General features: G+C 69.7%; 9 protein-coding genes and 1 pseudogene. 3 read left to right on the top strand and 7 right to left on the bottom strand.

Annotated features, from left to right (window positions below; all coding sequences use genetic code 11):
• Positions 1 to 33 precede the first annotated feature (33 nt).
• A complete protein-coding gene (locus BM031_RS14995; protein ID WP_091875364.1) occupies positions 34 to 819 on the bottom strand; it encodes an AraC family transcriptional regulator in 786 nt (261 codons plus the stop codon).
• A gap of 89 nt (positions 820 to 908) precedes the next feature.
• On the opposite strand from BM031_RS14995, the gene BM031_RS15000 reads away from it, so the two are divergent.
• Positions 909 to 2120 carry an MFS transporter gene (locus tag BM031_RS15000; RefSeq protein WP_091875365.1) on the top strand — a complete coding sequence of 404 codons (1212 nt, stop codon included), beginning with the start codon at positions 909 to 911 and terminating at the stop codon, positions 2118 to 2120.
• Positions 2121 to 2123: 3 nt separating this feature from the next.
• Here BM031_RS15000 and BM031_RS15005 read toward each other — a convergent pair whose 3' ends face one another.
• Complete coding sequence (locus BM031_RS15005; protein ID WP_091875366.1) at positions 2124 to 2879, bottom strand: FadR/GntR family transcriptional regulator; 756 nt, start codon at positions 2877 to 2879, stop codon at positions 2124 to 2126.
• Positions 2880 to 3150: 271 nt separating this feature from the next.
• On the opposite strand from BM031_RS15005, the pseudogene BM031_RS15010 reads away from it, so the two are divergent.
• A pseudogene (locus BM031_RS15010) lies at positions 3151 to 3507 on the top strand (alpha/beta hydrolase); the annotation flags it as partial.
• On the opposite strand, the gene BM031_RS15015 reads toward BM031_RS15010, so the two are convergent.
• From BM031_RS15015 to BM031_RS15025, 3 genes are all read right to left on the bottom strand, one after another.
• Positions 3504 to 4331: a hypothetical protein gene (locus tag BM031_RS15015; protein ID WP_091875368.1), complete on the bottom strand. Its 828-nt coding sequence runs from the start codon at positions 4329 to 4331 to the stop codon at positions 3504 to 3506. The pseudogene BM031_RS15010 and the gene BM031_RS15015 sit on opposite strands and share 4 nt — an antisense overlap.
• A 61-nt stretch (positions 4332 to 4392) precedes the next feature.
• Positions 4393 to 4764: a hypothetical protein gene (locus tag BM031_RS15020; RefSeq protein WP_143084601.1), complete on the bottom strand. Its 372-nt coding sequence runs from the start codon at positions 4762 to 4764 to the stop codon at positions 4393 to 4395.
• Between the two features lie 28 nt (positions 4765 to 4792).
• Positions 4793 to 5182 carry a hypothetical protein gene (locus tag BM031_RS15025; RefSeq protein WP_091875370.1) on the bottom strand — a complete coding sequence of 130 codons (390 nt, stop codon included), beginning with the start codon at positions 5180 to 5182 and terminating at the stop codon, positions 4793 to 4795.
• A gap of 454 nt (positions 5183 to 5636) precedes the next feature.
• On the opposite strand from BM031_RS15025, the gene BM031_RS15030 reads away from it, so the two are divergent.
• Complete coding sequence (locus BM031_RS15030) at positions 5637 to 5846, top strand: hypothetical protein (protein WP_143084602.1); 210 nt, start codon at positions 5637 to 5639, stop codon at positions 5844 to 5846.
• Positions 5847 to 5858: 12 nt separating this feature from the next.
• On the opposite strand, the gene BM031_RS15035 is transcribed toward BM031_RS15030, so the two are convergent.
• Both BM031_RS15035 and BM031_RS15040 read right to left on the bottom strand, forming a co-directional pair.
• Positions 5859 to 6698, bottom strand: coding sequence for a TraB/GumN family protein (locus tag BM031_RS15035; RefSeq protein ID WP_143084603.1), 840 nt, complete (start codon positions 6696 to 6698; stop codon positions 5859 to 5861).
• Between the two features lie 107 nt (positions 6699 to 6805).
• A complete protein-coding gene (locus BM031_RS15040) occupies positions 6806 to 7258 on the bottom strand; it encodes a response regulator (RefSeq protein ID WP_229408916.1) in 453 nt (150 codons plus the stop codon).
• Positions 7259 to 7448 lie beyond the last annotated feature (190 nt).

A 7448-nucleotide genomic window follows, 5' to 3' on the forward strand; every position in this document is an offset into this window, starting at 1 on the left:
TATACAAGATGCCCGCCTGCGCGCGCCGCACCCTTAGCGGCGCTGGCGCTCGCCCGCGAAGAAGGCGGTCGGCGTGCTGCCGAAGGTCTTGCGGAACATCGCGGTGAAGGCCGACTGGCTGGCGTAGCCGAGCTGCTGCGCCACCTGCCACAGCGGCAGGCCGCGCGCGATCAGCGAGGCGCCGTGCGCCAGGCGCACCTGCTGGCGCCATTGGCCGAAGCTCATGCCCAGCTCGCGCTCGAACAGGCGCGCCAGCGTGCGTTCCGACGCGCCGGCGGCCTGCGCCCAGTCGCCCAGCGTGCGGCTGTCGTCGGGGGCGTCCATGAGCGCGGCGCACAAGCCCTTGAGGCGCTTGTCGCGCGGCAGCGGCACCCGGATCGGGCGCGAGGGCGCGCGCACCATCTCGTCCAGGATCAGTTCCCCGACCAGGTTGGCGCGCGGCTGGGGCAGGCCGTCGCCGGCCGCCACCAGCGCCGCGATCAGCTCGCGCAGCAGGGGGCTCACTTCCACCACCCGGCAGGTCTGGCCGGGAAACGGGTTGCGCGAGGCGTGCACGCGCAATGGGCTCAGGCAGGCCGGCTCCAGCATCGTGACCTCGTGCTCGATGTGGGGCGCGATCCAGATCGCGCGCTGGGGCGGCACGATCCAGCTGCTGCCGTCGGCGCTGACGCGCACCATGCCGTCGGCGGCATAGGTCAGCTGGGCCCAGTCGTGGCTGTGGGCGCCGACCGAGACGTCGGCCGGCAGCTCGCGTGCCGACAGGGTCACCGGACAGTCGCCGGTGGGTCCGGGGCCCGGGGTGGGAGGCAGGGTGCGCATGGCAGGATCTCGATAAATCTTGGCCCTCTATCTTAAATCGGACGCGCGACTTTTGCTTACACTGGGTCTTTCGGTATAAAGGGCGGCGCATGAGCACTGACGACAACACCCTGCGGCAGGATGCCCGCGTGATCGGCCTGGTCGGCCTGGCGCACGGCACCTCGCACTTCTACCACCTGATCCTGGCGGCGCTGATCCCCTGGCTCAAGCCGGCCTTTGGCCTGAGCTACACCGAACTGGGCCTCTTGATGACGGCCTTCTTCGTCGTCTCCGGCATTGGCCAGGCCATGGCCGGCTTCGTGGTCGACCGGTTTGGCGCGCGCGCCGTGCTGTTCTTCGGGATCACGATGCTGGGGGTCTCGGCGCTGGTGCTTTCCGGCGCCGGCAGCTACGCCGGCCTGATGCTCGGCGCGCTGCTGGCCGGCACCGGCAATGCGGTATTCCACCCGGCCGACTACACCATCCTGAACCAGCGCGTCTCGCCCGCGCGCCTGGCCCATGGTTTTTCGGTGCACGGCATCGTCGGCAATATCGGCTGGGCCGCGGCGCCCGTGTTCCTCACCGCGATCGCCGCCACCCAGGGCTGGCGCGCGGCGCTGCTGTCGGCGGCGGCGCTGCCGGTGGCGGTGCTGGCGCTGCTGGTGCTCAACCGCCACGCGCTGCGGCCCGACCCGATCGCGCGCCCAAGCGCCGCCGCCCAGGGCGGCACGCTCGCTTTTCTCAAGCTGCGCGCGGTCTGGCTGTGCTTCTGCTTCTTCCTGCTCACCGCCATCGCGCTGGGCGGCATCCAGAGTTTCGCCACCATCAGCCTGGAATCGCTGTACGGGATCTCGCATGCGCTGGCCACCAGTTCCTACACGGCCTATATGCTGGCCTCGGCGCTGGGCATGGTGGCCGGCGGCTTCCTGGGCGCCGGCTCGCAGCAGCACGACCGCACCGTGGCGCTGGCCTTCTCGGTCGCGGCGCTGCTGGCGCTGGTGCTGGCCGCCGGCGCGGGCCCGGCCTGGATGGCGCTGCCGCTGATGGGCCTGATCGGCCTATGCTCGGGCGTGGCGGGGCCGTCGCGCGACCTGATGATCCGCGCAGCCGCCCCGGCCGGCGCCACCGGGCGCGTGTATGGCGTCGTGTATTCGGGGCTGGACAGCGGGCTGGCCATCGGTCCGCTGCTGTTTGGCCTGGTGATGGATGCGGGCCGGCCGGGCTGGGTGTTTGCCGGCGTGGCCCTGTTCCAGGCGCTGGCGATCGCCACCGCGGTGGGCGTGGGCGGCTCGACCCGGGCGCGTCGGCTGAGCGCCGCCTGAGGCTTAACTGACGCTGGCGCCGGCCGCCAGCTTTTCCGCTTCATCGGCCTCGCGCCGGGTGACGTGGACGATCGAGATGTCGAAATGGTAGGTCATGGCCGACACGGCGCCCATGGCGTCGCCGGCGCAGATGCGGTCGACCACGGCTTCGTGGGCGTCGATCACGCGCGCCAGTTCGCTCTCGCTGCGGCGGTCGTCGAAGTGGATGCGCGACGAGGCTTCCACCGGGGTGCGCAGCGCGGCCAGCAGGATGCTGTTGAGCGGATTGCCGCTGGCCTCCGCAATGACGGTGTGGATCGCGGTATCGCAGGCGACCCGGCGCGTATGGTCGGAGCCGGCCGAGCGCATCTGCACCACCAGCTCGCGCAGTTGCTGGCGCTGCTCTGGCGTCGCGTAGCGCGCCGCCAGCTGGGCCGACTGCAGTTCGATCGCGCGGCGGGTCTCGATGACGTGGGCCACGCTCACCTGCGCCGTGTTGAGTGCGTAGTCGAACACCTGCGCCAGCACGTGCGGGTCGATCGCCTTCAGGCGCGGCTTGCGCCCGCCCTCGATCTCCAGGATGCCCAGCGCCGCCAGCGTGCGATAGGCCTCGCGCACGCTGCCGCGGCTGACCTTGAGGTCCAGGCCGATCTGCACTTCGCTCGGCACCCGGTCCCCGGGGCGCAGCTGCTCGCGGTTGACGAGGGCCAGCAGGTGGCGCGCCACCTGGGCCGACAGGGTGGGGCGTTCGAGCGAGGGAAGTGGAGCGATCTGGTTCATCGATGCAGCCTAACTTTTCCGGTGCCGGGTGTCAAACCAAGCGTCACACCGGCGCCGGCGCGGCCGGGGAATCCCCGTACACATGCCCGATGCGGTGAACCCTGCGCGCTGCTGCCGGTAGCGGACGACGTGCCCGCCGGCGTCCTTACCACGCAGCGCCACGTCTCCACCGGGGCCTACCCGGGCGTCGCCCGCAGCTACACGGTCTACGTGCCGCAGCAGTACCGCGCCGATACGCAGGCCAGCCTGATGGTGTTCCAGGACGGGGCGCGCGATCGCCGGCATCATTTCGGGCGGCCACCGCGCCTTCAACGCCGCCTGGGAGCGGCCGGACGCCTTCGGCAAGGTGCTCACGCACTGCGGCAGCTTCGTCGACATCCGCGGCGGGCGCGCCTGCGCCAGCCGGGTGCGGCGCGAACCGGTGAAACCGCTGCGGGTATTCCTGCAAAGCGGCGCCCACGACCTGGACATCATGTTCGGCAACTGGCTGCTGGCCAACCGCGAGATGGCGGCGGCGCTGGCCTACCGCGGGTATGACCTGCGCTTCGAGGAAGGCGAGGGCTGGCACTCGCTCAGGCACGGCGGCGCGGTCCTGGCCGACAGCCTGCGCTGGCTGTGGCGGGCCTAGCGCAGCGCGTCGAGCGCCGGCAGCGAGGCGGAGGTAGCCCCGAGCGCCACGGTGTGGGTATATGGGCCCGGCGCGCGCGCGGCGGTAATGACGGGGACCGCCAGCGCGGCGCCGCGCTGTTCGCTGCCGTGCACGCGGCAGTCCGGCATGCAGCCGAAGAACTCGCCGCGCCCGGCCAGGTCGCCCAGCGACAGCGGCGCGAGGTCGCGCAGCAGCATGCCCATCGGCGTGTCGATCGCCACCGGATGGCCGGGCTGCTCGAATGAGGTGAGGCGGTTGTGCATGTTCCCGGTCAGGGCGATGACGAGGCCGCGCGGGGCGGCCTGCGCGGCCGAGCGGACGCGCGCCGCCATGTGCTCATCGCGGGTGCCGGGCGCGCCGCGCGGCTTGTCGATGGCGATGATACTCACCGGCTTGCCCTGTGCGCGCCAGCGGCGCGCCTGTTCGACCAGCATCAGCATGGCGCCGCTGGCGCGGCCATCGCGCACCTTGTTCCAGAACCAGGAGCCGGCCGTGAGCGCGGCGCTGGCCTCGTCGTCACCGCTGGAGGCGGCATAGGCCGCCAGCCGTGCCTGTTCTTCCTGCGGCATCTCGAGCGCCAGCGTGACGGCGCGGCCGTCGTCGAGCGCGGCGCAGGCCAGGCGCGCGGCCAGCGCCGGGTATTCGCGCGTGCCATGCATTTCCCCGAGCAGGATGATGTGCGCGGTGCGCGCGATCTGCTGTGGATCGGCCACCGGCCCGCAGCCGTCCGGCAGCGCCGCTGCGGCGCGGACCGGCGCCAGGCTGGTGAGTAAAAGGCTGCACAGGACCAGGATTGCGCGCATACGATCACCTCGGTGTCGACGGGGAAGGCGCCGATTGTAGCGCTGCCGCGCGCGCTGGAATCTATCCGATTGTCATGTTCGCCGGCCCATGCCGCGCCTCCGGCTGTGGCGCCAGCGCCACCAGGGCGCGCGCCTCGCCCATGATCGTCAGGATCGTCCTGACGCAGGCCAGCGTGGGCGCGCCCGAACGCGCGTCCGCGCCCTTGGCGTAGGCACGCGCGATGCGGGTCGCCACCGGTGCGCCGTCCGGCACCTGCTCGCGGTACAGGCGGGTCAGGGTGACAACGGTTTCGTGCAGCGCGTGGTGGGCCGAGCGCGCGATATTGCGTCCCGTGCCCACCTCGCGGATCGACTCGGCAACGATCTGTTCGAGCTGGCGCTCGGCCCTGCCGATGAGCATGACAACCTGGCCGGGAGTGAACGTGATTCGCATGGCGTCTACCTCGTGGTGCGTGGAAATTTCATGCGGCGTCATTGATCCCGTCGGCCGTCGCCGCCAACGCCGCCGCCTTCGGCATCACCCGCGACGGGCGTACCCGGGGCGGCGGCAGGGGCGGGGCAAACGGGCGGATCTGCGTCAGCGCGCCGACGCAGGGCGCCACGCTGTCGTCGATTTGAACCGACGCGCCACGCGCGCCCTGCAGAAACTGGGCAATCGCGATTCTGACAAGCATACGGTTGGTGAGTTCAGGCGAGGTTCCGACTTTCCGGCTGTGATAGAGGAACGAGGAGGTCACGCCGGCGGCATCGGTGATCTCGACCTTCTTCGGCAAGGAGAAGCCGTAGCGTCCACTGGCCCAGAGCTTGACCAGGCACGCGCCACTGTGGGGGGTTGAGTAGCTGAAGTTCATGAATTAATCGTAAGCCCGCCCGCTTGTATGCACGATTCGAAATTGTTCCAAACCGTAACGGACGAAACAAAAGTTTCCATGCGCCCATACCGTCTAACTTCGGGGTCAGGTCTGACATTTGGACACGACCTCGACGGTACAAAGGACATTGTTAGCGCATTCCGGACAATTTCGTTGCTGGCAATGCGCTTGTACCGTCTAACTTCGGGGTCAGGTCTGACATTTGGACACGACCTCGACGGTACGAAGGACATTGTTAGCGCATTCCGGACAATTTCGTTGCTGGCAATGCGCTTGGGAGCAAAGTAAGGCTGAGCTTGTGTCCAAATGTCAGACCTGACCCCGAAGTGCGAAGTGTGTCACGCGTGTCATATTCGGCGGGCACTTAGGGACTGCTCAGGCAGAATGGGGGGGATTGCCCGCGTGGCGGGCGACGCCGATATGGGAGAACGCAATGGCAAATGTAGTGAGCGCTGCGCTGGAGTACGCGGGACGGCACCAGGGCGCCGGCCCGGATGTGGAATGGCAGGTCCGCTTCGTGGGCGACGAGTCCCGGAGCGGGCATATCGAGCATGTCCAGGACCAGGTGTATGCCCTGGTGAAATCGAAGGGCGATACCTATTACTTCGATGCCGACAAAGTCGTGTTCATGCGAGTGAAGTAAGCGCGGTGACGTTCATTGCTCGCCGGCCGTGGCTGCGCCTTGCAGCGCGGGCGGCGATGCGGTGGTGGCGCCGACGTAGAACACCCCGTCGAATTGGGGCGAAGGCGGGGTGAGCGAAAACGGCGTGGCCGGCGCGGGGGTGATGCGGTTGATGTCCCAGGCGGTGGCCTGGCAGCTGGCCGGATCGGCGCCCCGGTACACCCAGGCGGCGCCGCCCGCGGTGCCGACGGTGAGCGCCAGCAGGCGCTGGTCGGCCAGCAGGTAGACCGCCGATTCGTAGTGCGGGTTGAAGCGGTTGCCGCGGGTACGCGTTGCATGCAGGGCGCCGATCAGGGCCACGACCTGGCGGCCCGCGCCCTGGCGCAATGCGGCGCGCAGGCTGTCGGCCATGGCGGCGTCGCGGCGTGCGGACGGGGCGTCGGTGTCGATGGCGGCCAGCCTGATATCGGCGCCGCCCGCGCGCAGCGCGTGCAGGGCCTGGAGCATGCGCAGCATGGCGGCGCTGGTCCTGCCGTCCTGCCGGGCGCTGCGCCACATGCCGCCGCCGATCAGGCGCGCGACGTCGGGCGCCAGGCCCGGGCTCGCCATGAAGGCGTCCAGGCCAGCCTGTTCGCTGGACGGCAATTCGATGGCCAGGGTCAGCTTGCGGCCCTGTTGCGCCGCCGCGCACAGGTAGGCAGCGACGAAATCGGGTACCTCGCGCGTGCCGTGCACTTCGCCCAGGACCAGCAGCGGCGCGCCGAGCACCGCATCCGGAACCGCGTCGAGGGCGGCGCAGGGAGCGGCCTGGGCAGGCGAGGCCGCGACCAGGGCGGACAAGGCCAGGCTGGCCACTACGGGGAATGTCGGCACGGCGATCCTTTTGCGACGCCGGTACAACCGGCAGGAAAACCAGCATACGTCCCGGCAGGGATCCTCGCAATTCGCGGCGCATGAAGCGCCGTCGGTTTAAGCAGTCGCTAAGCTCCGGCCGCCGCGCGGTCGATGACTTCCACCAGCGCGCCCAGGTTCACCGGCTCGACGAAGTGGTGGTCGAAGCCGGCGGTGCGGGCCAGCACGCGGTCGTGGGCCTGGCCATAGCCGGTCAGGGCGACGTAGCGCGCGCGGCGCGGGCCGGCGCTTTCCTGCAGCCTGCGCGCCAGCGCGTAGCCGTCGATGTCCGGCAGGCCGATATCGAGGATGAACAGGTCCGGCCACGCGGCGTCGACCTGGAACAGGCGCGCGAAGCGCTCGTCCACATAGGTGGCCGCGGTTTCCAGGTCATACGACCAGGTACCGATATTGCCCGAGGCTTCCAGCGACAGCGCCAGGCGCTCCTCGGCTTCCCGGTGCCGTGCCACCGCGCGCAGCTTGTCGGTCACCTCGATCACGGTGCACATCAGGCCGCACACGGCGCCGCCGTCGTCGCGCACCGGACTGTATGAGAAGGTGAATCAGGCCTGCTCACGGTAGCCGTGGCGATCCAGGATGACCGCGAAGTTCTCTAGACAAAACGATTGGCGCTGTCACCCTTGGCTGTGGATGAGGATTGAACTGTCGAGCTGCGCCACGGTCCAAACCGTATCGCCATCCCACGGAGCCTTCCATGCGTTCGCCCCGCTT

Origin of the sequence: Massilia yuzhufengensis, from assembly GCF_900112225.1 — a bacterium.
GTDB classification, from domain to species: Bacteria; Pseudomonadota; Gammaproteobacteria; order Burkholderiales; family Burkholderiaceae_D; genus Telluria; species Telluria yuzhufengensis.

Bases quoted from the DNA above. Each gene is read 5' to 3' on its own strand.
- BM031_RS15005 (WP_091875366.1), bottom strand. From the start codon at position 2,879: ATGAACCAGATCGCTCCACTTCCCTCGCTCGAACGCCCCACCCTGTCG.
- BM031_RS15015 (WP_091875368.1), bottom strand. From the start codon at position 4,331: ATGCGCGCAATCCTGGTCCTGTGCAGCCTTTTACTCACCAGCCTGGCG.
- BM031_RS14995 (WP_091875364.1), bottom strand. From the start codon at position 819: ATGCGCACCCTGCCTCCCACCCCGGGCCCCGGACCCACCGGCGACTGT.
- BM031_RS15025 (WP_091875370.1), bottom strand. From the start codon at position 5,182: ATGAACTTCAGCTACTCAACCCCCCACAGTGGCGCGTGCCTGGTCAAG.
- BM031_RS15020 (WP_143084601.1), bottom strand. From the start codon at position 4,764: ATGCGAATCACGTTCACTCCCGGCCAGGTTGTCATGCTCATCGGCAGG.
- BM031_RS15000 (WP_091875365.1), top strand. From the start codon at position 909: ATGAGCACTGACGACAACACCCTGCGGCAGGATGCCCGCGTGATCGGC.
- BM031_RS15030 (WP_143084602.1), top strand. From the start codon at position 5,637: ATGGCAAATGTAGTGAGCGCTGCGCTGGAGTACGCGGGACGGCACCAG.